This window comes from Microbacterium jepli, assembly GCF_047237905.1.
Taxonomy (GTDB): domain Bacteria; phylum Actinomycetota; class Actinomycetes; order Actinomycetales; family Microbacteriaceae; genus Microbacterium.
On the sequence record NZ_JBDFLW010000005.1, the window covers coordinates 1380388 to 1404321 of the forward strand.

The window sequence follows — 23934 nt, forward strand, 5'->3', positions numbered from 1 at the left end:
GTGTGTCGAACTGTTGCCGGGCGCCTGCCGGGACCCGGGCGCGGCGGGGCACGATGGCCGCATGCCTCTTCTCACGACACCCGCCGACCTGGCCGAGCTGATCTCCGCCGAGGACGCCGTCCGCGTGCTCGACGTGCGGTGGCGACTGGACGCCCCCGACGGCCGCATCGCCTACCGCGGCGGGCACATCCCCGGCGCCGTCTACGTCGACCTCGACCACGAGCTGTCCACCCCCGGCACGCCGCAGGACGGACGGCACCCCGTGCCCGATCGCGACACGCTGCAGGCGGCCGCGCGCCGATGGGGCGTCTCGAACGGCGACACGGTCGTCGTCTACGACGACGCGGGATCCGTCGCGGCGGCCCGTGCCTGGTGGCTGCTGAGCCGGAGCGGGATCACGGACGTCCGCGTGCTCGACGGCGGTCTGCGCGCCTGGACCGGCGACGGCCGCGCGCTCGAGGAGGGGCAGGTCGTGCCCGTTCCCGGCGACGTCGATCTCGCACCCCTTCGCCCCGGCCTGGACATCGACGAGGCCGCGGCGTGGCCCGAGAAGGGCCTGCTCCTGGACGTGCGCGCGCCCGAGCGCTACCGCGGCGAGACCGAGCCGATGGACCCCGTGGCCGGTCACATCCCCGGCGCCGTCAACCTCCCCACGCCCTCGTTCACCGACGCCGGGCGCTTCCGCTCGCCGGACGAGCTCCGCGCGGCGTTCGCCGACGCGGGCGCGCGCGCCGACGTCCCCGTCGCCGCGTACTGCGGCTCGGGCATCGCGGCCTCCCACGCCGCGCTCGCCGGAGCCCTCGCGGGCGTCGAAGTCACGGTCTATCCCGGTTCGTGGAGCCAGTGGTCCCAGACGCCCGGGCGGCCGGTGGCGACGGGTGCGGAGCCGCACGGCGGAGCGACGGCATGAGCGAGCCGCTGATCCTCGGCGCGATGGTGCGCACGCTCGGCGCGCATCCGGCCGGGTGGCGCCACCCCGGCGCGCACGCCGATCCGACGCAGGACGCCGGGATCCTCCGCCGCGTCGCGCGGACGGCCGAGGACGCCGGGCTCGACTACCTGTTCTTCGGCGATTGGCTGGCCACCGGCCCCGACCTCGAGTTCCGCGACCCGTACCTCCTCGCCCGCATCGACCCGATCAGTGCGGTGCTCTACCTGGCGTCGGTGACCGAGCGCATCGGCCTCATCGCCACCGTCAACACCACCTACGCCGACCCGTACGCCACGGCCCGGGCCACCGCATCCCTCGACCTCCTCACCGGCGGCCGCGGCGGCGTCAACCTCGTCACCGGCGCGGAGCCCCGCGCCGCCGGCAACTACGGCCGCGACGCGCACGCCGACAACGCCGGCCGATACGACCGGGCGGAGGAGTTCGTCCAGGTGCTGCGGCGGCTGTGGGAGTCGTGGGACGAGGACGCCTGGATCGCCGACCGCGACGCCGGGGTGCTCATCGATCCGGATCGCCTGCGGGCCGCGGCCTTCGAGGGGTCGGCGCTGCGCGTCGAGGGGCCGCTGAACGTCGCCCGGCCGCCGCAGGGCCACCTGCCGCTGGTGCACGCGGGCACCTCGCCGCGCTCCCGCGCCCTCGCCGGCTCCGAGGCAGACCTCGCACTCATCGCCGCGCCCGACATCGCCGCCGCGCGCACCGCCCGAGCCGAGCTGCGCGCCGCAGCGGCCGCCGCCGGACGGGATCCCGGCACGGTGAAGGTGATCGCCCCGGTGCTGCCGGTCGTGGCGGAGACGGATGCCGCGGCCCGCGCCATCGTCGACCGCCTGCTGCAGCTCGTGCCGCTCGCCGACCGGCACGCCGGCAGGGCGGGCTTCCCGGCGGGGCGGAGCCTGGCCGAGTTCCTCGACGCGATCGAGCTCCCCATCGACCACGAGGCCCGTACCGCGAACCTGGACGACGTCGTCCACCCGGGCGTCGTGGCGCAATTCGGCGCGACGGGAACCCGCACCGTGGAGCTCGTCGCCCAGCGCACGGGCCGGCGCGCAGGCGCCGACGGCGATGACCGCGCACTGACCTGGCGGCACCTGGTCGCCGCGCACGCCGTGCCGGCGGCCTTCGTCGTCGGAGATGCCGCGACCATCGCCGACCACCTCGAGAGCTGGCGCGACGCGGGGGCCGCCGACGGCTTCAACGTGCTCTCCGCGTTCCAGCCCGGGCAGTTCGAGGCCTTCGCCGCTCTGGCCGTGCCCGTGCTCCGTGCCCGCGGTCTCCTCGGCCGTTCCGGCGCGACCCTGCGCGAGCGGCTGGGCCTGGGCGCACCGCGCCTGACGTACACGACCGCGGTCGCCGCAGCATCCTGAGGCGCCTCACGGGGCGTCCGTGTGACGCCCCGTGACGCTCCATGACGGCCGGTGTCCTGCCGTGTCGTCATCTTCGGCGGCTGATCCGACGGCTCCGTAGCGTGGCCGACGTCCCGCACCACCCCCGTGCCCCAGGAGAGCCCTCCATGAATCGTCCCGTCCTCCGCGCCGCGGCCGGCGTCCTCGCCGTCGCCGTCGTCGCCACCCTCACGGCCTGCGCCTCCGGCAGCGCGCCCGCCGGCTCCGCCGCCCCGGTCGGCGATCCCGTCACCGGGGGAACGCTGACCTACCTCGAGCACCAGGCGTACACGAACCTGTATCCGCCGCAGGCCGGCTTCTACCCGAACGGCGGTCTGGTCAACAACCTCACCGCGCGCCTGACGTGGCAGAACCCGGAGACGCTCGAGATCGAGCCGTGGGTCGCGACCGACTGGACCGTGAACGCCGACGCCACCGAGTACACCTTCGACCTGCGCGACGACGTCACCTTCTCCGACGGCACGCCGCTGGATGCCGCGGCGGTGGCCAAGAACTTCGACACGTACGGCCTCGGCGCGCCCGACCGCGGACTGACGGTCTCGGAGGCGATCAACAACTACGCCTCCAGCGAGGTCGTCGACGCCGACACGGTGACCTTCCGCTTCTCCGCTCCCGCGCCGGGCTTCCTGCAGGCCACCTCGACCATCAACTCCGGGCTCATCTCGCCCGCAACCCTCGACCTCTCGCTGGAGGACTTCGGTGCCGGCAACGCCGAGAAGATCATCGGCAGCGGCCCCTTCACCGCGACCGACGAGAAGATCGGCACGGAGATCACGCTGGCGGCGCGCGACGACTACGACTGGGCGCCGGCGAGCGAAGGCCACCAGGGTCGCCCGTACGTCGACGCGGTGAAGATCATCGTGACGCCCGAGGACAGCGTGCGCATCGGCTCGCTGCTCGCCGGGCAGGCCGACTACATCCGCTACGTGCAGGCGTTCGACGAGGCGCGGGTCGAGTCGTCGGGCTTCGAGCTGTTCGCCCCGCAGACGCGCGGCGTCAACAACGGGCTCAGCCTGCGCTTCACGAACCCGCTGCTGAGCGATCTGCGCGTGCGCCAGGCCCTCGTGGCGGGGGTGGACGCGCAGGAGGTGGTGGACACGCTGTTCACCGCGAACTACCCGAAGGCGACGTCGACCCTGAGCTCGAGCGCCCCCGGCTACAAGGACGAATCCGCGTACTACGCCTACGACACGGAGAAGTCCCAGTCGCTCCTCGACGAGGCCGGCTGGACGGCCGGCTCCGACGGCATCCGCGAGAAGGACGGCCAGCGCCTGTCGCTCACGGTGTACGAGGCCGCCCCGCAGCCGCTGTCGAAGCAGACGCTGGAGCTCGTGGCGCAGCAGCTGAAGAAGATCGGCGTCGAGCTGAACGTGAAGGCCGCCGACTCCGGCACCTACGCCGCCGACATCAAGGATCCGCTCAAGACGCCGCTGTACCACTCGATGGTCGGGCGCGCGGACCTCGACGTCATCAAGAGCCAGTTCTTCACCAAGAACCGCAACACCCTGCTCTCCGACGACGCGGAACTCGATCAGCTGCTGCTGAACGTCGCGGGAGACCCCGACCCGGCCGCCCGCATCGAGGACTCCCAGGCCGTGCAGGACTACCTCGCCGAGCAGGCCTACGTGATCCCGCTCTTCGAGGAGCCGCAGGTCTACGGCGTCGCGCCGTACGTCCACGGCGTCGAGTTCGAATCCGTCGCCCGTCCGCTGTTCTACGACGTGTGGCTCGGCGACAAGGGCTGACATGCGCTACGCGCTCCGACGCGCCGGGCAGGCCGCGATCGTCCTGATCGCGGCCTTCACGGCCACCTTCCTCCTCCTCCAGCTGCTGCCGGGCGACGCGATCCTGATCAAGTTCGAGAGCCCCGAACTGGGGCTCTCGCCGGAGCAGATCGCCGACATCCGCGCGCTCTACGGCGCCGACGTGCCGGTATGGCAGCAGTACCTGCACACGCTGGGCGGCTACGTGCGCGGCGACTTCGGCTACTCGTCGCAGTACGGAACCGAGGTCCTGCGGCTGATCGCCGACGCGCTGCCGGCCACCGCCGCGCTCGCCGCCCTCGGGTTCGCCGTCGCGGCGCTCCTCGCGGGCGCCATCGCGTTCCTGTCGACCCTCGCGCCGTTCGCCTGGCTGCGGGGGGCGCTGCGCGCCCTGCCGGGCCTGTTCGTGTCGGTGCCGGTGTTCTGGCTCGGCATCCTGCTCATCCAGGTCTTCTCCTTCGGACTCGGCTGGGTGCCGATCGTCGGAGCCGACCCGGTGGCCGCCCTCGTCCTGCCCGTCCTCACGCTCGCAGTGCCCATCTCCGCCCCGCTCGCGCAGGTGCTCGTGCGCAGCATCGACGAGGTGCGACTGCAGCCGTTCGCGACGGTCGTGCGGGCCAAGGGCGCGTCGGAGTCGTGGCTGCTGTGGCGCTCGGTGGCGCGCAACGCCATCCTGCCCACCCTCACGATCGCCGGCGTGCTGCTGGGCGAGCTGATCGGGGGAGCGGTGGTGACCGAGACCGTGTTCGGACGCGCGGGCATCGGGCGCCTCACGGAGCAGGCGGTCGCCAATCAGGACATCCCCGTGCTGCAGGGCATCGTGGTGCTTGCCGCCCTCTCCTTCGTCCTCGTCAATCTCGCCGTCGACCTGCTCTACCCGGTGCTCGATCCCCGGCTGCGTCAGAGCGCCCGCGGGACGCGCGTGCGCCTGCCCGCCACGACCTCGGAGGTGACCGCGTGAGCGCATCCATCCTGCCGTCCACCGGTGCGGACCCTGCCCGCCGCGACGAGGAGACCGGAACGGTCCTCGACCCGATCGTCCGGCAGGCAGGCGGCTCCGAGGGCCGCCCGCCGCGCCGCGCGTCCACCGCCTGGGCGTGGGCCGCGCGTCGTGGAGCCTCGTGGACCCTGGTCCTCGCCGTCGCCGCGATCGCCGTCGGGGTGCTGTGGGCCGTCGTCCCCGGCATCTTCACCTCGTACGATCCGATCGACGGCGTGCCGGCCGACAAGCTCCTGCCGCCGAGCGCGGTGCACTGGTTCGGCACCGACGCGATAGGCCGCGACGTGTACGCCCGGGTCGTCTTCGGTGCGATCCACTCGCTGTCGGGGGCGCTGATCGCCGTCACCGTCGGGCTCACGCTGGGCACCGCGCTGGGCGTGGTGGCCGGCACGGTCGGCGGCGTCCTGGACGACATCCTCATGCGCGTCGTCGACGTGCTGCTGTCGATCCCGGGCCTGCTGCTGTCGCTGTCGATCATCATCCTGCTCGGATTCGGCACGGTGAACGCCGCGATCGCGGTGGGCATCGGCTCCGTCGCCTCCTTCGCCCGCCTGTCGCGGTCCGAGGTGGTGCGCGTGCGCCGCACCGACTACGTCGAGGCGGCGTTCGGCAGCGGCGGCACCTTCTTCTCGGTGCTGCTGCGCCACGTGCTGCCCAACTCCCTCACGGCGGTCGTGGGACTCGCCGCGCTGCAGTTCGGCGCCGCGATCCTGGCGATCTCCACGCTGGGCTTCCTCGGCTACGGGGCTCCGGCGCCGACCCCCGAGTGGGGCCTGCTCATCGCCGAGGGGCGCAACTACGTGTCCACGGCGTGGTGGCTGACCACCCTGCCGGGCCTCGTGGTGGTGGTGCTCGTGCTGAGCGCCAACCGCATCAGCCAGTCGCTCGGAAGGAGCACACGATGACCGTTCTGGAGGTCGACGGACTGCGGGTGTCCTACGCCGCCCCGCGTCACGGCCGTCGCGAGGTCGTGCACGACGTGTCATTCGGCGTCGGCGACGGCGAAGTGCTCGCGGTCGTCGGCGAGTCCGGTTCGGGCAAGTCCACGACCGCGCACGCGCTGGTCGGGCTCCTCCCCGAGGGCGGACGCGTGGATGCCGGAGCCATCCGCCTCGGAGGTCTCGACATCGCCGGCTGGAGCCCGCGGCGGCTGCGGTCGGTGCGCGGCGCGCACGTGGGACTCGTCCCGCAGGACCCGGGCGCGTCGCTCGACCCCGTCCGTCCGATCGGCGTCCAGGTGGCCGAGATCCTTTGCGTGCACGGCGCGCGCGACCGCCGGGCCAATACCGCACGCGTGCTCGAGCTGCTCGAGCGCGTCGGTCTCGACGACCCGGCGCTTCGTGCGCGGCAGTACCCGCACGAGCTGTCCGGCGGCATGCGCCAGCGGGTGCTCATCGCGCTCGCCGTGGCGCTGCGGCCGCGGCTGATCATCGCGGACGAGCCGACGAGTGCCCTGGATGCCACGGTGCAGCGTCGCATCCTGGATCTCCTCGACGACCTCCGTCGGGAGGAGGGCACCTCGGTACTCCTGGTGACGCACGACCTCGGCGTCGCCGCCGATCGGGCGCGGCGCATCATCGTGCTCAAGGACGGATCGATCGTCGAGCAGGGCGAGACCGCGACCCTGCTGGCGGAGCCCCGCGATCCCTACACACGTCAGCTGCTGGCCGACGCGCCCGCGCTGGCGTCGGCGCTCGTGCGGCCGAAGGCACCGCTCTACCTGCGGGACGCCGCGGCCGCCTCCGCCGAGAACCCGTTCGCCGTCGTCGCGCGCGGCCTCGTGAAGGAGTTCGCCACGCGAGGCCGTGAGCCCTTCCGCGCGGTCGACGACGTCTCGTTCCGGGTGCGGCGGGGGACGACGCACGCCCTTGTGGGCGAGTCGGGGTCGGGCAAGACGACCACGGCCCGGCTGGTCACCCGCTTCCTCCACCCCGACGCCGGCTCGATCGAACTCGAGGGCGTCGACGTCGCGGGGCTGAAGGGCGACGCCCTCCGACGGCTGCGCCGCAGCATCCAGCTCGTCTATCAGAACCCGTTCTCGTCGCTGGATCCTCGGCAGAGCATCGCCCGCATCGTGGGGGAGCCGCTGCAGAACTTCCGCGACGGCAGCAGTGCCGAGCAGCGCGCCCGCGTCGCCGAGCTGATCGACCGCGTCGCGCTGCCGGCCGACGTGCTCACGCGGACGCCGCGCGAACTCTCGGGCGGTCAGCGCCAGCGCGTCGCGATCGCCCGGGCCCTGGCCATCCGTCCCGACGTCGTCGTGCTCGACGAGGCGGTCTCGGCGCTGGACGTGACGGTGCAGGCGCGCATCCTCGAGCTGCTGGAGAGCCTGCAGTCCGAGCTCGGCCTCACCTACCTGTTCATCTCGCACGACCTCGCCGTGGTGCGCCGCATCAGCCACACCGTCTCGGTCATGCAGCGCGGGCGGATCATGGAGGAGGGGGCGACGGAGGACATCTTCCGCACCCCTTCCCACCCCTACACGCGCGAGCTGCTGGCAGCCGTGCCCGGACGATCGGAGGTCGCCACATGAGCGCACCCACCCTGGCCTTCTTCAGCCGACTGCTCGACGACGCCCCTGCGGCCGAGCGCTACCGGCTGGGCACCGACCAGATCCGCCACGCGGAGCGCTTCGGCATCCAGCGCGCCTGGGTCGCGCAGCACCACTTCACCGAGGGCGAGGGCGGACTGCCGTCGCCGTTCGTGTTCCTCACGCACGCCGCTGCCCACACGAGCGAGATCCGTCTCGCCACGGGCGTCGTGACCCTGCCGCTGGAGGAGCCCGTCCGCGTGGCGGAAGACGCCACGGTCGCCGACCTGCTGTCGGGCGGCCGGATCGACCTCGGGCTCGGCTCCGGCGGCACGCCCTCGTCGTTCGTGCCGTTCGGGCTCGACGCCGCCGACAAGGCCGCCGTCCACACGGAGAAGCTGCGTGTGCTGCGCACGGCGCTGCGGGGTGAGGACGTCGGCGCCGGCAACCGGATCTACCCCTCCGCCGGCACGCTGGACCGACGCATCTGGCAGGCGACCTTCTCGGCGCCGGGCGGCACGCGGGCGGGTGCGGCGGGCGACGGACTGCTGCTCTCACGCACGCAGCCGCGTCCGGCCGATTTGCTCCGCGCGCCGCTCGCCGATCTGCAGCAGCCGATCGTCGACGCCTACCTCGACGCCCTGCCCGCGGGGATCGCGCCGCGGATCACGGCGTCGCGCACCGTCTTCGTGGCCGACGACCGCGCCGACGCCCTGCGCTTCGCCGAGATCGGCCTGCGTCGCGCCGCCGCGAACTTCCGGCGGCAGGGTCAGACGATCCCGGGCGAGACGCTCGACGAGCTGATCGCCTCGCTCGACACGCATCTCGGCACCCCGGACGAGGTCGCCGCGTCGCTCGCCGCCGACGCCACCCTGGGGCGCGCCACCGAGGTCGCCTTCCAGGTGCACTCCGTCGACGCACCGCACGACTTCATCCTGCGTTCCATCGAGCTCTTCGCGACCGAGGTCGCTCCCACGCTCGGGTGGACGACGCGGGATGCCGCCTCCCTCACCACCTCCGGAAAGGAACACCCATGACCCCTCCCACAGACGTCATCGACGAGCTCGCCGGCGTCCGCGCCGACGGAACGATCGACGCGCTGCGCCGGCGCCGCCCGGTCACGCGCGACCAGCTGCAGGCGAGCCATGACGCCCTGTTCGAGCCGGTCGACGACGCGCACCTCGCGCTCGCCGAGCGTGCGCTCGTCGCCGCGTTCGCCACGCGCCTGACCGCCGACGATGCGACGGCGGCCTGGCACGCCCGCCATGCCGTCGAGGTCGCCGGCGCCGAGCGCGCAGCGGTCGTGCTCGCCGAGGCGGTCGGAGCCGCGGCATCCGGCCCGTACGGCGCCTATCGCGAGGACGGACTGCGTGACGAGAGCACCGACGGTCCGCGCTACCGGCCCTCGGTCGAGGTGGCGGAGCAGCTGGGGGAGCGCCTCGCCGCCGCCCTCGTGCACGCGCACCTGCTGACCTTCCGCCCGCGCGAGGCCGATGACACCGCGCTCGCCGCGCTGCGGGATGCCGGCTGGAGCGTCGACGGCATCGTCACCCTCTCGCAGCTCGTCGCCTTCCTCGCCTTCCAGCAGCGGGTGGCCCACGGCCTCCTCGTGCTCGCCGACACCGACCGACAGGACGCAGCCGCATGACCGACACGACCGCTCTGGACTCGACGGAGCTCCTCACGCACGACGCGCCGCACCCGCACGCCTTCACGCGCGCGGAGGTCGGCTGGCTGCCGTGGCTCCCGCCCCTCGCCGTGGACGAGTTGACCGAGCGACACTACGACGGGCTCGTCGACCGCAACCGCGACGCGAGCGACTACTTCCGGCTGCTGGCGCGCGATCCCGAGGTGCTGCGCGCACGCACGCTGGTCGACAAGGACATCTTCTACAACGTCGCCGGCGGCCTGCCGCGGGCCGACCGCGAGCTGGCGGCGGCCGCCGCCTCCCGCGTCAACGGCTGCGTCTTCTGCGCCTCGGTGCACGCCCGGTTCGCCGCGCACTATTCGAAGCAGCCCGACGCGGTCGACCTGCTGCTGGCCGAGGGCGTCCACGCCGACCTCGGGGAGCGCTGGAACGCGATCACGGATGCCGCGGCCGCCCTCACCGCCACGCCCCTGTCGTTCGGACCCGAGCACGTCGCACGCCTTCGCGCGGCCGGCCTCGACGACGTCGAGATCGCGGACGCCGTCCACGGCGCGGCGTTCTTCAACTGGGCGAACCGGCTGATGCTGTCGCTCGGGCGGCCGGTGGCTCCCGCGGAGGGATGAGGCGGCGTTTCGACTCGCTGCGCTCGCTCAACGGGCGGGGGCTGCGCTCGCTCAACGGGCGGTTGCTGCGCTCGCTCAACGGACGATGCCGCGCGTTGAGCGAGGGAGCGCAGCGAGTGAGACGAAACGGCGGGGCGGACTCAGGGGATGAGGACGATCTTGCCGCGGACGCCGTCGAGCGCGCGATGCGCGTCGGCGGCGTCGGCGAGCGGGAACTCCGGCCCGAGCTCGACGTCGAATGCGCCGGCGGCCAGCAGCGCCAGCACGACCGGCATCGCCTCCGCGCGCCAGGCCAGCTGCCGCGGGGTCATCGGCTTCGGGCCGCCGCCGCTGAAGGCGCGGATGCCGTAGCCGGCAGCGTCTGCACCCCGCACGAGCGTGGCGATGCGGTTGTGGTCGGCGACGAGCTCGAGCGACGTCTCGATCGCCTCGTCGGTGCCGGCCGCGTCGATGGCCACCGTGACGCCCTGCGGCGCGGCCGCGCGGACGCGATCCGCGAGGCCCTCGCCGTAGACGACGGGCTCCGCGCCGAGCGTCCGCACGCGCGCGAAGCGCGACTCCGACGACGTCGCGATGACCGTCGCACCCCAGAGCCGCGCGAACTGGATGACGGCCTGGCCGACCGCGCCTGAGCCGCCGTGCACGAGGAGCGTGTCTCCGGCACCGACGTCGAGCGAGCGCAGTGCCTGGTACGCCGTGCCGACCGGGATGCCCAGAGCCGCACCCGCAACCGCCGATACGGCCGGAGGCCGGAGCCACACCGCGTCCGCCGACACCGCGATGCGCGACGCATAGGTGCCGCGGCCGCCGGAGACGATCACAGCATCGCCCACGCGGAACCCCTCGACACCCTCGCCGACCGCGCTGACGGTGCCCGCGGCATCCGCCCCGATTCGACGCGGCTCGACGATGGGGTCCGACGGGCGCTGACCGGAGCGCAGCTTGGCGTCGATCGGGTTCACGCCGACCGCCTGCACGTCGACGACAACCTGCCCCTCGCCCGCGACCGGATCGGGCACCTCGATCGCCTCGAGCACCTCAGGGCCGCCGAGTCGTGTGTACGCGATGGCTGTGGTCATGTCGCACCTGCCTTTCCGAGCGAAACCCTATCCCCGTGACGGATGCCGCGGCTCACCCGCCGGCGAGGGTCTTCGTGAGGCGCTGCAGCGAAACCGGCTCGGCCGTGCCGAGCCGCTGCGCGAAGAGGCTGATGCGGTACTCCTCCAGCAGCCAGCGCGCACGGGCGAGCGCGGGGGATGGATCGGGATCGAGCGGGATCGTGCCGCCGGCGTCGCCGTAGACGGCGGCGGCGCGCTCGAACTCGGTCATGCGCTGACGGTCGCGGCCGGGGTTGTCGGTGAGTCCGGTTACCCGGTCGACCATGCCCTGCAGGTACCGCGGCAGGTGCGCGAGGCGCGCGATGCCGGTGCGCGACACGAACGACGGGAAGATCAGCCCGGCCAGCTGCCCGCGCACGTCGTTGAGCGCTCCGAGCAGGGTGAGGGAGTTCTGGCCGCGCACGGCACGGTCGACCTCGCGCGAGAGGGTCAGGATGCGCGCCGTCAGCGACACCGTCCGGAACAGCTCATCGACGACCACCGAGGAGAGCTCGTCGCGCACGCGCGCGAAGTCGGCCTTCGTGCGCACGACGCCGCCGGGGGCGACGCGATCCAGGACGGCGTCGGCGACGGCGAGGCGGGCGTCTTCGATCAGCGCCTTGGCCGACGGGTACGGAGAGGCCGCGAGCACCAGCTTCTCGGCGGAGGTGAGGTGCTCCAGGACGTACGGCGCGGGGGAGGCGACGTTCAGGAGCAGCAGCCGCCGTACCCCCGCCCGTGTCGTGCGCGCGGCCTCCTCGGGCGTCGTCTCGATCCGGACGGCGACCGTCGCCCCCTCGTCGTGCAATGCCGGATATCCGCGCACGACGCCACCGGCGACGCGCGTGTCGACGACCTCGGGCAGATCGTCGATCGTCCAGTCGGTGAGGCCGAAGCGCACGAGCGGTGCGCTCGCCGGAAGCGGCGGCCCGGCCGGTGCTGCGGTCGGCCGCGCGCCGGCGCCGGGTTCGCGGGACCGCTCCAGCGAGCGCTCCACGGTGGTGCGGGCACGTCCGGCGAGCCGCCGCTGGAGTGCGAGGAGATCGCGGTCGGACCCCACGGTGCGTCCACGCTCGTCCACGGCGCGGAACGAGACCTGCAGGTGCCCGGGCACCCGGTCGACCTCGAAATCGGTGTCCGAAACGCGCTGGTTCGCGACGCGCTGCACGAGCCGGGCGAGCGCCTGCCGGAGCGTGAGCTCCGGCATCCCGTCGTGGGATTCCGGGCCCTGTCCGGCGAGCTCTTCGGCGAACGTGGCGGCCCAGTCGGCGGCGGGGACGACGTTGCGGCGGATGACCTTCGGCAGCGCGCGCAGCAGCGCGGTCACGAGCTCATCGCGGAGGCCGGGCACCTGCCAGTCGAAGCCGTCGGGGCGCAGCTGCGCGAGAAGGGCCAGCGGCACGACGACCGTCACGCCGTCGTCCGGTGCTCCCGGTTCGAAGCGGTACGCGAGGGTCAGCCCCTGGTCGCCCTGCGTCCAGCGGGCGGGGAAGTCGCGGTCGTCGCGGCGGGCGCCGCCTTCGAGGAGGTCGGCCTCGGTCAGGTCGAGCAGCCGCGGAGTGCGGGCCGCGGCATCCTTCCACCACGTCTCGAACGAGCGGGCGTCGAAGACGTCCTGCGGGACGCGCCCGTCGTAGAACGCGAAGACGGCCTCGTCGCCGACGAGGATGTCGCGGCGACGCTCGCGCTCCTCGATCTTCTCGAGGCGGCGGCGCTGCTCGACGTTGCGGCGGAGAAAGGCGGTGAGGCGCTTGTCGAGCGCCGAGACGTCCCATTCCTCCTCGACGAGGGCGTGCCGGATGAACAGCTCGCGGGCCAGCGGCCGGTCGAACCGGGCGAGCTGCACGCGACGTCGCGGCACGATCTCGACGCCGAACAGTGTGACCTTCTCGGCGGCGACCGCGGCGCCGGCATCCTTCGACCAGTGCGGGTCGCTGAGCTGACGCTTCACGAGGTCGCCGGCCAGGGGCTCTGCCCACGCGGGGTCGATCGCCGCGACCGTGCGGGCGAAGAGACGGGAGGTCTCGACGAGCTCCGCCGCCATGACGGCCGCGGGACGCTTCTTCTTGAGGCCCGATCCCGGGAAGATCGCGAAGCGCGCGCCGCGGGCGCCGACGTACTCGCCGGGGGCGGGCCGCCCGCCGGAGGGGGCCTTCGCCTTCGTGCGCTCGTCGAGCACGCCGATCTGCGAGAGCAGTCCCGACAGGATCGCGCGGTGCACGGTGTCGGGGTCGGCGGTGGTCACTCCGTCGCGGTCTGCTCCGCGACCGGCGCCGATGAGCGAGCGCAGCTGACGGTGCACGTCGACCCATTCGCGGACGCGGACGTAGTTGAGATGCTCCGACCGGCACAGTCGCCGGAAGGCGCTGGAGCCGAGGGCCGACTGCTGCTCCTGCAGGTGGTTCCAGAGGTTCAGGAGGGTCAGGAAGTCGCTCGACGGGTCGACGAACCGCGCGTGCATCCGGTCGGCCTCCTCGCGGCGGTCCTCCGGTCGCTCGCGGACGTCCTGGATCGACATGCCCGCGACGATCGCGAGGACCGTCGGCAGCACGCCGGTGGCGCGGGCTTCGAGCAGCATGCGGGCGAAGCGCGGGTCGATGGGCAGGCGGGAGATCTCGCGCCCGCGCTCGGTGAGGGTCGCGCCGCGCTCGCCGCGCCCGCCCGCCTCGACGGCGCCCAGCTCGACGAGCAGCTCGAGGGCCGCCTTGACGCCCCGCGAGTCGGGTGGCGTCAGGAACGGGAACGCGGAGATGTCGCCGAAGCCGAGCGAGAGCATCTGCAGGATGACGGACGCCAGGCTCGTGCGGAGGATCTCGGGCTCGGTGTACTCCGGGCGCCGGGCGAAGTCGTCCTCGGCGTAGAGCCGGATCGCGATGCCGTCGGCTGTGCGACCCGCGCGCCCGGAGCGCTGCTGCGCCGACGCCTGCGAGATGGGCTCGATCGGGAGCTGCTGGATCTTCGTGCGGCTGCTGTACCGCGAAATGCGCGCGGTGCCGGTGTCGACGACGTACCGGATGCCGGGCACGGTCAGGCTCGTCTCTGCGACGTTGGTCGCGAGGATGACGCGGCGTCGCACACCGGGGACCGTCGACCGCTCGAACACCCGGTGCTGCTCCGCCGAGCTCAGGCGACCGTAGAGGGGGAGCACCTCCGTCGGCGCGGCGTCTCCGGCGTAGGCGCCGCGGACCGCCTCGGCCGCGTCGCGGATCTCGGCCTCGCCGGGGAGGAAGACCAGCACATCGCCGGGAGCCTCGCGATCGAGCTCGCGGAGCGCGGAGACGATCGCGCCCACGTCGTCCTCGTCCTCGTCGCGGGCCTTCGACGCTGACAGCCGCCGGCTCGGCTTCGCGTGGTCCCTCGCCGGCGGGTTCGCGTCGTCGTTCTCGTCGTCCTCGTCGGTCTCGGCGTCCTCGTGTCCCCGGTAGCGGATCTCCACCGGGTACGTGCGCCCCGACACCTCGACGATCGGCGCGGGTGTGCCCGCGGCATCCGCGAAATGCTTCGCGAAGCTCTCGGGATCGATGGTCGCGCTGGTGACGATGACCTTGAGGTCGGGGCGTTTGGGGAGGATGCGGCGCAGGTATCCGAGCAGGAAGTCGACGTTCAGCGACCGCTCGTGCGCCTCGTCGACGATGATCGTGTCGTACTTGCGCAGCAGACGATCGCGGTGGATCTCGTTGAGCAGGATGCCGTCGGTCATCAGGGCGACGCGGGTGTCGTCCTGCACCTTGTCGGTGAAGCGCACCTTGTAGCCGACGGTGGTGCCGAGCGGCACCTGCATCTCTTCGGCGATGCGCTCGGCGATGGTGCGGGCCGCGATGCGGCGCGGCTGGGTGTGCGCGATGCGCGTGCGGCCCAGCTCGAGGCAGATCTTCGGCAGCTGCGTCGTCTTGCCCGACCCCGTGGCGCCCGCGACGATCACGACCTGCGAGTCGCGGATGGCCCGCGCGATCTCCTCGCGGGCGCCGCTGACGGGCAGCTCCGGAGGGAAGAAGAGGAGGGGTTCCGGGACGGACATAGCCCTCCAGTCTAAAGTCGCCCGCCCGGCACTCCGGCGCGGCGCTCGTTGGCGCTGGGGGTCGTCGCAGCGGTTGGGCGTCTGTCGTGCCGTGACGCCGTCTCCCGCAGACACTTTCTCTCAGAGCCGATGAACTTCACGCTCACAAGCGCTCCGCGGCCGGGAGCGCGTAAGCGATGCTGCATAAGGACGACTCACCCGCGCCGAGCTCAGGACTGCTCGCCTCCTCCCCAGGTGTGTGAGCGTGAAGTTCACCGCGGCCGGAACCGACTGAGGTTCGGCGCTCGGCGACCACTCCTCGGCTGTGTGAGCGTGAAGTTCACTGCGGTCGGCGGCGGACAGCCCTCTGCGCCCGGCGGCACCTCGGATGTGTGAGCGTGAAGTTCATCGCTCGTGGGAGAAAGTGTCTGCGGCGGGACGCTGTGGACAGGACGGATGAACGAGGCGCTCGCTGCTCTACCGTCGGCCGCATGACATACGGGTGGGATGAGCAGGGCCACGACGGGAACGCGGGAAGCGACGAGCGGGACGACGAAGACGAGTCGCCGGAGGCGCGCCGCCGGACCTTCATCGCCGTGCACGCGATGCACCCCTTCGAGGCGCTCGCGGAGCCCGCGCGGCGTCGGATCGTCGACGTGCTGGCGAGCGGGGAGCACACGGCGGGGCAGCTGGCGGAGGTGGTCGGAGGCGAGTTCCGCATCAGTCGCACGGCGGTCTCCAAGCATCTGCGACTGCTGCGCGACGCCGGCTTCGTGGACGTCCGCAGCGAATATCAGTGGCGCTGGTACCGCCTGACGTCGAAGGGGCTGGACGTGCTCGAGCTCCTCGTCGCCGAGCTGAGGGAGAAGTGGGACCAACGGATCGGCTGGGATGCGGAGCTCAAGCAGAAGCGTGACCCTCTGGCGTCCTTCCGCAGCACCGTCGCCAGGAAAGGGCCGGGGCGTCCGATAGCACGAGGACACCGCGGTCGGCAATCGGCGGCGCCGATTGCGAGCGATCCGGATGACGTGCGGTGAGGCCGACCTAGGCTTGAGGGATGACGATTCCCACCGTGCAGCTCAACGACGGCACATCCATCCCCCAGCTTGGCTTCGGCGTGTTCAAGGTTCCCGCCGAGGACGCCGAGCGCCTCGTCAGCGAGGCCTTCGAGGCCGGCTACCGCCACATCGACACCGCCGCCATCTACGGCAACGAAGCGGGTGTCGGCGCGGCCATCGCCGCCAGCGGCCTGTCGCGCGATGAGCTCTCCATCACCACCAAGCTCTGGAACGACCGGCAGGCCGGTGACGACCCCCGCGCCGCGCTCGGCGAGAGCCTCGACAAGCTCGGGCTCGACCGCGTCGACCTCTACCTCGTGCACTGGCCGGCGCCGAAGAACGACCAGTACGTCAACGCCTGGACGAAGCTCATCGAGCTCCGCGACGCCGGCCTCACCACCAGCATCGGCGTCTCGAACCACCGCGTCGAGCACCTCGAGCGCATCATCGAGGCGACCGGCGTCACCCCCGCGGTTGACCAGATCGAGCTCCACCCCGCCTACCAGCAGCGCGACGTGACCGACTGGGCTGCCGCACACGGCGTGGCCATCGAGTCGTGGGGCCCCCTCGGCCAGGGCAAGTACGACCTGTTCGGAGCCGAGCCGGTCGCCGCGGCATCCGCTGCCCATGACGTCACGCCCGCGCAGGTCGTGCTCCGCTGGCACCTGCAGCGCGGCTTCATCGTGTTCCCGAAGTCGTCGAGCCGCGAGCGCATCCGCGAGAACGCCGACCTCTTCGGCTTCGAGCTGACCGGTGACGAGGTCGCGGCGATCGACGCGCTCGACCCGCAGGACGGCTCGGGTCGCGTGGGCAGCCACCCCGACGACGTCAACTGACCGGACACGACGTGGCATCCCGCCTCGCCGACGCGACGAGCCCCTACCTGAGGGCCCACGCCGACAACCCTGTCGCGTGGTTCCCCTGGGAGGAGGAGGCCTTCGCGGAGGCGAGGCGGCGCGACGTCCCGGTGATGGTGTCGATCGGCTACTCCACCTGCCACTGGTGTCACGTAATGGCGCGGGAGTCCTTCGCGGATGCCGCCACCGCCGCCGTCCTGAATGACGGCTTCGTGTCGGTCAAGGTCGACCGCGAGGAGCACCCTGAGGTCGACGCGGCGTACATGGCCGCCGCCGGCGCGTTCACGCGGAACCTCGGCTGGCCGCTCACCGTCTTCACGACCCCCGACGGGCAGCCGTTCTTCGCCGGCACGTACTGGCCTCCCGAGGCGCGTCCGCCGATGGCGGGCTTCCCGCAGGTGCTGGGCGCGGTGCGCGAGGCGTGGACGCAGCGCCGCAGCGACGTCGTCGACACCGGCACTCAGCTCGCCGCCGCGCTCGCGCGGCTGGGCGAGGTCGGGGTGACCGACGAGACGGGCACCCCCACGCGCGAGCAGCTCACGGAGGCCGCCGAGCGGCTCGTCGCTCTCGAAGACCGCGAGTACGGCGGGTTCGCGGCCGCGGGCGCCGGTATCCAGACGCCGAAGTTCCCGACGGTGCCCGCGCTGCGCTTCCTGCAGGCGCCCGGGCTCGACGGGGCCGCCGCCGCTGTCGCGGCGCGTGCCCTGGCGGCGATGGCGTCCTCCGAGCTGCGCGATGCGGTCGACGGCGGCTTCTTCCGGTACGCCACGCGGCGCGACTGGACCGTCCCGCACTTCGAGCGCATGCTCACCGACAACGCCGGACTCGTCGACGTCGCGCTCGACGCGGGCGACGACCGGGTGGCGCGCGGCACCGCCTCCTTCCTCCGCGAGGTGCTGCAGTTGCCCTCGGGCGGCTTCGCCGCCGCGCAGGACTCCGAGTCGACGATCGACGGCGCCCGCTCCGAAGGCGGCTACTACCTGCGCGACGCCGCGGGCCGACGCGACCTCGCTCCGCCCGCCGTCGACAACAAGGTCGTCACCGGATGGAACGGCATGGCGATCGGCGCGCTGGCGCGCGCCGGCCTCGCGCTCGACGAGCCGGGCTTCATCGAGGCGGCCCGATGGGCGGCCGACGCGGTGCTCGAGGTCAACGTCGACGACGACGGGATGCTGCGCCGCGCGTCACTCGACGAGATCCCGTCTCGGGCCCCGGCTGCCCTGGAGGACTGGGGCCTGCTGGCCGGCGGACTGTTCGACCTGGCCGCGGCGACGGGGGAGCCGGCATACGCCGTGCGGGCGCGCGAACTCCTCGACGCGTGCATCACCGAGGACTCCGGCGAGCTCACCGTCCGCGCCCCGGGCGGCGGCGACCCGGTGCTCGCGGCGCAGGGCCTCGCTGCTCCGGCCGACGAGTCCGACGGCGATCATCCGTCCGGACGCTCCGCGGTCGCCGCTGCGGCATTCACGGCCTGGGCGCTGGGCGCCGGCGACCGCTACCGCCGCGTCGCGGCCACGCTCGCCGCGACGGCGGCGCCGTCGGCGCTCGCACAGCCGATCGGCGCCGGAGCGATGCTCCGCGTGGCCGCGCAGCTCGCCGACGGTCCGCGGCAGGCCGTCGTCATCACCACCCGGCGCACCGGCGCGCTGGTCGACGCCGCGCGTCGCATCCGCGCCGATGTGCTCGCCATCCTTACTCCGGCGCAGGCGGAGGCGTTCGTGTCAGCGGGCTTCGCGCTGTTCGAGGGGAAGACCGCGCAGGGCGGCGCACCGACTCTGTACGACTGCCACGACTTCGCGTGCCGGCTGCCCGTCACCGCGCCGGATCAGGTCAGCGCCGAGCGCTAGATCCAGGACGGCAGCCAGTTGTGCGCCCGCCAGAAGTCGTAGGGCACGGGAATCGCGGTGAGCACCGGATACCAGAAGATCGCCGTGGCGAGTACGAGGGCGAGGAAGATCACGACGATCCGCTGACCGGTCCGCCGACGCTCGACGGCGGCGATCGAGGCGATCTGCGCGTCGGAGACGTCCGTCGCCGCTGACGCGGCAGGAACGGCCGCAGTCCGCGCCAGCCCGGCGACGTCTCGCAGCGCGAAGGTCACCGCGAGCACCATGAACGGCAGGATCGCGATCGTGTAGAACTCGAAGATCGTGCGCTGGGGGTAGAGCAGCCACGGCAGATAGGTCGCGCCGACCCCGACGAGCACGATGGCCAGACGCCAGTCGCGCGTGCGCACGAATCGGTAGGCGATCCACAGCACCGCCGCGACGCCGCCCCACCACAGCAGCGGGTTCGGCATGCTGTAGATGTTCTGCACGCACCCGTTGACGGCGCCGCAGCCCGCCTCACCGAAGGCGTCCTGGTGGTAGTACATCGAGGTCGGGCGCACGAGCAGCGGCCACTGCCAGGCGGGGCTCGCATAGCTGTGTGGCGACGTCAGCCCCACGTGGAAGCTGTAGATCTGCCGGTGGTAGTCCCACAGGCTCTGCAGCGCCAGCGGCACCCAGCCGAAGATGCCGGTCGCGGGGTGCGCGTCGGCCGCGTCGCGTGCCCACCCGCCCGTCGTGGTCAGCCATCCCGTCCACGACGCGAGGTAGACGACGACGGCGATCGGGATGAGCAGCAGGAACGAGACCGCACCCTGGCGGAACGCGGCATCCGTCGGCCACATCCGGACGCCTGCCCGTCGACGCAGGAGCGCGTCGGAGACGACGACGTAGAGGCCGACCGCGGCGATCACGTACAGACCCGACCACTTCACGGCCGAGGCGGCTCCCAGGGCGGCACCGGCGGCGATCAGCCACGGCCGGTTCCAGCTGATCCGCCCCCAGGTCGATTCACCGTCGGCCGCTGCGCGGAACCGTGCGGAGTGAGCCTTCCGATCGAGGATGACGAACCAGATCCCCAGCAGCACGAAGAACGCGACGAACACGTCGAGCAGGGCGACGCGGCTCATCACGATCGCGAGTCCGTCGACGGCCATCAGGCCGCCGGCGACGGAGGCGAACACCGTCGAGGCGGTCAGCGACTTCGCGACCAGGTAGACCAGCAGCACGAGCGCCGTGCCGAAGACCGCGGTGGCGAGTCGCCATCCCGACGACGAGTCGGCTCCGGTCAGGAATATCCCCAGCCCGATGAGCATGCGGCCCAGCGGCGGATGCACGACGAAGCTGCCCGTCGTGGTGAAGACGTCCGTGTCGCCGGCGATGAAGCTCGCGTCGGCGTCGTCGGGCCACGTCGCGGGATACCCGAGATTCCACTGACTCCAGGAGTCCTTGACGTAGTAGGTCTCGTCGAAGACGAGCGCGTGCGGCTGCCCGAGGTTCGCGAAACGCAGGATGCCGGCGATCAGCGTGATGAGCACCGGTGCGAGCCAGTCGACCAGACGTCGGCGACCCGCGTCGGCGTACAGACGGCCGATGAGACGCTCGTACAGCGGCGGGCGGGCGGCTTCGGCCGGGGGCCCGCCGAGCAGCGGCTCCTCGGTCGACGTCACGACGTCAAGGATACGGTCGTGACCGGTGGGAGCCGTCCGCTGTCAGACTGGGACGATGCTGATCCTCGCCGCCACCCCGATCGGCAACCTGTCCGACGCGACCGCGCGGCTCGTCGAGACGCTCGAGCAGGTGGCCGTCGTCGCCGCCGAAGACACCCGCACGACGCAGCGCCTGCTCGCGGGCCTCGGCGTGAAGAACCGGCCGCGTCTGATCGCGCTCCACGACCACAACGAGAAGGACAAGGCCGCGGAACTTGCCGCGCTCGCCGCCGAGCAGGATCTCCTCCTGGTCAGCGACGCCGGCATGCCCACCGTCAGCGACCCGGGATATGCGCTCGTGAGCGCCGCCGTCGCCGCAGGGGTGCGGGTGACCGCCCTCCCCGGACCGAGCGCCGTCATAACGGCGCTCGCCGTCTCGGGCCTGCCGACCGACCGCTTCGCGTTCGAGGGATTCCCGGCGCGCAAGCCGGGGGAACGGACCGCGGCGTTCCGTGCGCTGGCGAACGAGTCGCGCACGCTCGTGTTCTTCGAGGGCCCCTCCCGGGTGGGTCAGACGCTCGCTGATCTCGCCGCGGCCTTCGGACCCGAGCGGCGGGCGGCCGTCTGCCGCGAGCTCACCAAGCTCTTCGAGGAGGTCGTGCGCGGTCCCCTCTCGGAGCTTGCCGCGTGGGCGGAGGGCGGCGTGCGCGGCGAGGTCGTGCTCGTCGTCGAGGGTGCGCCGCCGCGCATCATCGCGTTCCCCGACGCCGTGACGCAGGTGCTCGAGCTCAAACGCTCGGGCCTGCGTCTGAAGGATGCCGCGGCGGAGGTGTCCGCGCACACCGGCCACTCGTCGCGGGAGCTGTACCAGGCGGCCCTCGCCGTCCAGGGCTGAGCCGGGCGGGCGGGGCGCTGTCATGGCGCGGGGCCGCGGCATCCCGCCGAACTAGAATCGGCTGGTGACTTCCGACGGCTCTTTCTACATCACGACGCCGATCTACTACCCCAGCGACGTGCCCCACATCGGCCACGGCTACACGACCGTGGCCGTGGACGCGCTCGCGCGCTGGCACCGGCAGGCCGGTGACGACACCTGGATGCTGACGGGCACCGACGAGCACGGTCAGAAGATGCTCCGCGCCGCCGCCGCCAACGGGGCGACCCCGCAGGAGTGGGTCGACCGGCTCGTCGGCGAGTCGTGGTTCCCGCTGCTGGAGACCCTCGACGTCGCCAACGACGACTTCATCCGCACGACGCAGGAGCGCCACGAGGAGCGGGTGCGCAAGTTCGTCCAGGCGATCTACGACCGCGGCCACATCTACGCGGGTGAGTTCGAGGCGCTGTACTGCGTCGGCTGCGAGGAGTTCAAGACCGAGTCGGAGATCGTCGACGGCACCGGGGCCTTCGAGGGCCTGAAGGTCTGCGCCATCCACTCGAAGCCGCTCGAACTGCTGCAGGAGAAGAACTACTTCTTCACGCTCAGCGCGTTCCAGGATCAGCTGCTCGAGCTCTACCGCACGGTGCCCGACTTCGTGCGCCCCGAGTCCGCCCGCAACGAGGTCGTCTCGTTCGTCAAGAACGGTCTGAAGGACCTCTCGATCTCGCGGTCGACGTTCGACTGGGGCATCAAGGTGCCGTGGGACGAGTCGCACGTCATCTACGTGTGGGTCGACGCGCTGCTGAACTACGCCACCGCGGTCGGCTACGGCAGCGACCCCGAGGATTTCGCCCGCCGCTGGCCGGCGTACCACGTGGTCGGAAAGGACATCCTGCGCTTCCACGCGGTCATCTGGCCGGCGATGCTGATGGCCGCCGGCGTCGAGGTGCCGCGGGGCGTCTTCGCGCACGGCTGGCTGCTGGTCGGCGGGGAGAAGATGTCGAAGTCGAAGCTGACGGGCATCGCGCCGACCGAGATCACCGATGTCTTCGGGTCCGACGCGTACCGCTTCTACTTCCTGTCGGCGATCGCCTTCGGCCAGGACGGCTCGTTCTCCTGGGAGGACCTGTCGGCCCGCTACCAGGCCGAGCTCGCCAACGGCTTCGGCAACCTCGCCTCGCGCACCGTCGCGATGGTGGAGCGCTACTTCGAGGGAATCGTGCCGCCGCCGGCGGAGTACACGGAGCGAGATCTCGAGATCCAGCGGATCGTGGCGAAGGCCGCAGACGACGCGGATGCTGCGATCGAGCGCTTCCGCATCGACGAGGCCATCGCGGCGATCTGGACGATCGTCGACGCGCTGAACCTGTACATCACCGAGAACGAGCCGTGGGCGCTGGCGAAGGACGACGCGCAGCGCACGCGCCTGGGCACGGTGCTCTACACGGCGGCCGAAGGACTGCGCGCCCTCGCGGTGCTGCTGTCGCCGGTGACCCCCATCGCGACGCAGAAGCTGTGGGAGGCGCTCGGCGCCGGTGCGGAAATCGGCGCACTGGACGCCCAGCCGCTGCGCGAGGCGGGTCGGTGGGGGGCGCTGCGCCCGGGCACCTCGGTGAACGGTCTCGCCCCGCTGTTCCCCCGCGTCGAGCAGACCCCGTGACGGGCGTTTCGACTCGCTCCGCTCGCTCAACGACCGGAGTGCCACCGCTCGGCGAACGACGAGCGCAGCGAGGAGACGAAACGTGACCGACCCGTCGCAGTACGTCCGCACGCGCGAGAAGGGCTCGCGCGACGTGACCTACCCCGACGCACCGAAGCCGCTCGCGGTGCCGGTGTACGACAACCACGCGCACCTGGAGATCGAGGACGGCGTCGGACTCTCGCTCGACGAGCAGCTCGACCGTGCCGCGGAGGTCGGCGTCATCGGGGTCGTGCAGGCCGGCGGTGACATCGACTCGAGCCGCTGGTCGGCGTGGGCCGCGGCATCCCATCCCCGCGTGCTCGCCGCCGTCGCCATCCACCCGAACGAGGCGCCCGCGTACGCGGCTGCCGGTCGGCTGGACGAGGCGATCGGCGTCATCGACGAGCTCGCCGCCCAGCCGCGTGTGCGCGCGATCGGCGAGACCGGTCTGGACTTCTTCCGCACCGGCGAGGACGGCCGGCCCGCCCAGTTCGAGAGCTTCGAGGCGCACATCGCCCTCGCCGAGAAGCACGGCATCGCCATGCAGATCCACGATCGCGACGCCCACGACGCCGTGCTGGAGACGCTCGTGCGCGTCGGCGCTCCGGAGCGGACCGTGTTCCACTGCTTCTCCGGCGACGCCGCGATGGCGGGTGTCGCGGCCGACGCGGGCTACTACCTGTCGTTCGCGGGCAACGTCACGTTCAAGAACGCGCAGAATCTCCGTGACGCCCTCGCCGTCATCCCGCGGGAGCGGATCCTGGTGGAGACGGATGCCCCGTTCCTCACCCCCGTGCCCCATCGCGGTCGACCCAACGCGCCCTACCTCGTGCCCGTGACGGTGCGTTTCATGGCGGAGGAGCTCGGTGTCGATCTCGACGAGCTCTGCGCGCAGGTCGCCTCGAACACCGTCGCGGTCTACGGCGCCTTCGAGGACTGACGCGGGTGCGGCGGCGCCGATGAGAGCCGGGGAATAGCG

The 23934-nt window shown here is 72.3% G+C and carries 18 protein-coding genes; 15 read left to right on the forward strand and 3 right to left on the reverse strand.

What is annotated here, in order from left to right; all coding sequences use genetic code 11:
* Window positions 1-61: 61 nt before the first annotated feature.
* The 9 genes from ABC304_RS10725 to ABC304_RS10765 all read left to right on the forward strand — a co-directional run bounded on the left by ABC304_RS10725 (window position 62) and on the right by ABC304_RS10765 (window position 9913).
* Window positions 62-910 carry a sulfurtransferase gene (locus tag ABC304_RS10725; RefSeq protein ID WP_412930593.1) on the forward strand — a complete coding sequence of 283 codons (849 nt, stop codon included), beginning with the start codon at window positions 62-64 and terminating at the stop codon, window positions 908-910.
* The gene (locus tag ABC304_RS10730) at window positions 907-2310 is read left to right on the forward strand and encodes an NtaA/DmoA family FMN-dependent monooxygenase (protein WP_412930594.1); all 1404 of its coding nucleotides are present in this window, start codon (window positions 907-909) and stop codon (window positions 2308-2310) included. Before ABC304_RS10725 ends, ABC304_RS10730 begins: the two co-directional genes overlap by 4 nt.
* Before the next feature lie 146 nt (window positions 2311-2456).
* On the forward strand, window positions 2457-4094 hold the full coding sequence (locus ABC304_RS10735) for a TIGR04028 family ABC transporter substrate-binding protein (protein WP_412930595.1): 1638 nt from the start codon (window positions 2457-2459) through the stop codon (window positions 4092-4094).
* Between the two features lies 1 nt (window position 4095).
* Window positions 4096-5073 (forward strand): ABC transporter permease, encoded by a 978-nt coding sequence (locus ABC304_RS10740; protein WP_412930596.1) that lies wholly within the window; start codon window positions 4096-4098, stop codon window positions 5071-5073.
* Window positions 5070-6017 (forward strand): ABC transporter permease, encoded by a 948-nt coding sequence (locus ABC304_RS10745; RefSeq protein ID WP_412930597.1) that lies wholly within the window; start codon window positions 5070-5072, stop codon window positions 6015-6017. Before ABC304_RS10740 ends, ABC304_RS10745 begins: the two co-directional genes overlap by 4 nt.
* Entirely contained in the window at window positions 6014-7645 is a 1632-nt protein-coding gene (locus tag ABC304_RS10750) for a dipeptide ABC transporter ATP-binding protein (protein ID WP_412930598.1), read from the forward strand. Before ABC304_RS10745 ends, ABC304_RS10750 begins: the two co-directional genes overlap by 4 nt.
* Window positions 7642-8679, forward strand: a complete 1038-nt coding sequence (locus ABC304_RS10755; protein ID WP_412930599.1) for a putative FMN-dependent luciferase-like monooxygenase — start codon at window positions 7642-7644, stop codon at window positions 8677-8679. Before ABC304_RS10750 ends, ABC304_RS10755 begins: the two co-directional genes overlap by 4 nt.
* A complete protein-coding gene (locus ABC304_RS10760; RefSeq protein WP_412930600.1) occupies window positions 8676-9290 on the forward strand; it encodes a CMD domain protein in 615 nt (204 codons plus the stop codon). The genes ABC304_RS10755 and ABC304_RS10760 overlap by 4 nt, the downstream gene beginning before the upstream one ends.
* The gene (locus ABC304_RS10765) at window positions 9287-9913 is read left to right on the forward strand and encodes an alkylhydroperoxidase domain protein (RefSeq protein WP_412930601.1); all 627 of its coding nucleotides are present in this window, start codon (window positions 9287-9289) and stop codon (window positions 9911-9913) included. The genes ABC304_RS10760 and ABC304_RS10765 overlap by 4 nt, the downstream gene beginning before the upstream one ends.
* A gap of 140 nt (window positions 9914-10053) precedes the next feature.
* Here ABC304_RS10765 and ABC304_RS10770 read toward each other — a convergent pair whose 3' ends face one another.
* A complete protein-coding gene (locus ABC304_RS10770) occupies window positions 10054-10992 on the reverse strand; it encodes a quinone oxidoreductase family protein (RefSeq protein ID WP_412930602.1) in 939 nt (312 codons plus the stop codon).
* Window positions 10993-11044: 52 nt separating this feature from the next.
* Complete coding sequence (gene hrpA, locus ABC304_RS10775) at window positions 11045-15142, reverse strand: ATP-dependent RNA helicase HrpA (RefSeq protein WP_412930603.1); 4098 nt, start codon at window positions 15140-15142, stop codon at window positions 11045-11047.
* Window positions 15143-15498: 356 nt separating this feature from the next.
* On the opposite strand from hrpA, the gene ABC304_RS10780 reads away from it, so the two are divergent.
* Genes ABC304_RS10780 through ABC304_RS10790 form a run of 3 tightly spaced genes read left to right on the forward strand, consistent with a single transcriptional unit; the run spans window position 15499 to window position 18769 of the window.
* Entirely contained in the window at window positions 15499-16044 is a 546-nt protein-coding gene (locus ABC304_RS10780) for an ArsR/SmtB family transcription factor (RefSeq protein WP_412930604.1), read from the forward strand.
* 20 nt (window positions 16045-16064) lie between these two features.
* Window positions 16065-16901, forward strand: coding sequence for an aldo/keto reductase (locus ABC304_RS10785; RefSeq protein WP_412930605.1), 837 nt, complete (start codon window positions 16065-16067; stop codon window positions 16899-16901).
* Window positions 16902-16912: 11 nt separating this feature from the next.
* Window positions 16913-18769, forward strand: a complete 1857-nt coding sequence (locus tag ABC304_RS10790; protein WP_412930606.1) for a thioredoxin domain-containing protein — start codon at window positions 16913-16915, stop codon at window positions 18767-18769.
* Here ABC304_RS10790 and ABC304_RS10795 read toward each other — a convergent pair.
* The gene (locus ABC304_RS10795) at window positions 18766-20418 is read right to left on the reverse strand and encodes a dolichyl-phosphate-mannose--protein mannosyltransferase (protein WP_412930607.1); all 1653 of its coding nucleotides are present in this window, start codon (window positions 20416-20418) and stop codon (window positions 18766-18768) included. The genes ABC304_RS10790 and ABC304_RS10795 overlap by 4 nt on opposite strands.
* 55 nt (window positions 20419-20473) lie before the next feature.
* On the opposite strand from ABC304_RS10795, the gene rsmI reads away from it, so the two are divergent.
* The 3 genes from rsmI to ABC304_RS10810 all read left to right on the forward strand — a co-directional run bounded on the left by rsmI (window position 20474) and on the right by ABC304_RS10810 (window position 23895).
* The gene (rsmI, locus tag ABC304_RS10800; protein WP_412930608.1) at window positions 20474-21292 is read left to right on the forward strand and encodes a 16S rRNA (cytidine(1402)-2'-O)-methyltransferase; all 819 of its coding nucleotides are present in this window, start codon (window positions 20474-20476) and stop codon (window positions 21290-21292) included.
* 64 nt (window positions 21293-21356) lie between these two features.
* Window positions 21357-22934, forward strand: a complete 1578-nt coding sequence (gene metG / locus ABC304_RS10805) for a methionine--tRNA ligase (protein WP_412930609.1) — start codon at window positions 21357-21359, stop codon at window positions 22932-22934.
* A gap of 82 nt (window positions 22935-23016) precedes the next feature.
* The gene (locus ABC304_RS10810; protein WP_412930610.1) at window positions 23017-23895 is read left to right on the forward strand and encodes a TatD family hydrolase; all 879 of its coding nucleotides are present in this window, start codon (window positions 23017-23019) and stop codon (window positions 23893-23895) included.
* Window positions 23896-23934 lie beyond the last annotated feature (39 nt).